1 protein-coding gene and 1 pseudogene are annotated in these 1,500 nt (G+C 65.8%); both read right to left on the minus strand.

The window, feature by feature from the left end; translation table 11 throughout:
• A pseudogene (locus tag FVW27_RS15350) lies at positions 1-202 on the minus strand (deoxyribodipyrimidine photo-lyase); the annotation flags it as partial.
• 160 nt (positions 203-362) lie between these two features.
• Positions 363-1,172, minus strand: a complete 810-nt coding sequence (locus FVW27_RS15355; protein WP_372434954.1) for a response regulator — start codon at positions 1,170-1,172, stop codon at positions 363-365.
• Between the last annotated feature and the right edge of the window lie 328 nt (positions 1,173-1,500).

A 1,500-nucleotide genomic window follows, 5' to 3' on the forward strand; every position in this document is an offset into this window, starting at 1 on the left:
GGGCGGCCTCGGCATGGGCGTGCAGCAGCGCCCAGTTGTCGCGGGCGCGGTGCTCGCGGTGCATCCAGTACAACACCGGACCGCGCACCGGACCGGCGCCCGGTGCCGGATATGTGGCCGAACCGCCGTGCATGCCCACCACGCGGCGGGGAGCCACGGCCGATGAAAAGGCCAGTTGCGGGTGCGTGCCCTGCGACGCCATGACATCCTCCCTGCCCCAAAGGTCTGCCGACCGGCGCGCCCCGCGCCCGTACCCGTCGGGCTGCCTGAACACCAGACCGCCTGGATAGGGGACAGCCTGGATAGCGGGCCAACCAGGTCGCGGCGCCGTCAGGACGGACGGGGCGTGCTGCGCAAACGGCTCAGCGGGTTTCCAGCGTTTCCATGCACGACTTCAGGTCGCAGATCATGTCCAGCACGTCCATGTTGTGGTTGACGCGCCAGTAGAACTCCTCGACCTCGAAGGGCTTGGTGAGAAAGTCGTTGGCCCCGTTCTTGAGAAACTGGGCGGTAAGCGGGCCGGACCCCACCGAAGACACCCCGATGATGGCCACGCGGTCCATCTTGTGGCGGCCACGCAGTTCGCGCACCAGTTCGATGCCGTCCATGTTGGGCATCTGGTAGTCGGTGATCACCAGGCGGGTATGGGGGTTCTGCTCGAACACGGTCATCGCTTCCACGCCGTCCCCGGCCTCCAGCACGCGAAAACGCTGCACTTCCAGCAGTTTCTTTATCTGGGCGCGCTGGGTGCGCGAATCGTCCACCACCAGCACGGTGATGAACTGGTTCTTGAACACCCGCTCCAGGCTGGCCACCATGGGGTCCATGTCCTGGATGGACCCCTTGAAGAAGTAGTCCACCACGCGACGCTCGATGAACCGGCGGCGGATTTCGTCGTTGAAGCTGGCGGTCAGCACGATGGACGGCACCTTCCAGGCCAGGCAGAGGTCCACGGCCTCTCCGTCGGGGGCATCGGGCAGGTTCAGGTCGATGATCGCGATGAATATCTGCTGGCCATGGTCGCGCAGCAGGGCCTCGGCCTCCTGCATGGTGTGGGCGATGAGCGTGTCGAATTGTGTAAGCGCCTGAATCTGCTTGCGGATGATCTTGGACTGCACGTTGCTGTCCTCGATGATCAGCACCGTGCGCGGCGCTTCTGCGGTCATGTTCATGCGGCCTCCCCGGCGCGTCGTCTGTCAGTGTGCCTCCCGATGCTACACGCTCGGCAGGGGGGGCGCAATGCCGCACGGCCCGGATCGCACGAAAACACAAGAAAAAAAGGCCTTACGTTACGGTATGTTGACAGAACAAGCCATGAGGGTTTCCCCTGCCGACCGCAAGGGGCGGGCCATAAAGGCCGGGTGCGGGCAACAGGCGGGCAACGGGCAGAGGGGCAGGCGGTACGCCGGAAGGCCCGGCAACGGGGAGAAGGTGTGAAGGGAACGCAGCGCGCGCCGGACCGTGCGGCAGCGCCACGCGCGGGCGGCCCTGCCTGTGGCG

The organism is Nitratidesulfovibrio liaohensis (assembly GCF_011682075.1).
GTDB classification, from domain to species: domain Bacteria; phylum Desulfobacterota; class Desulfovibrionia; order Desulfovibrionales; family Desulfovibrionaceae; genus Cupidesulfovibrio; species Cupidesulfovibrio liaohensis.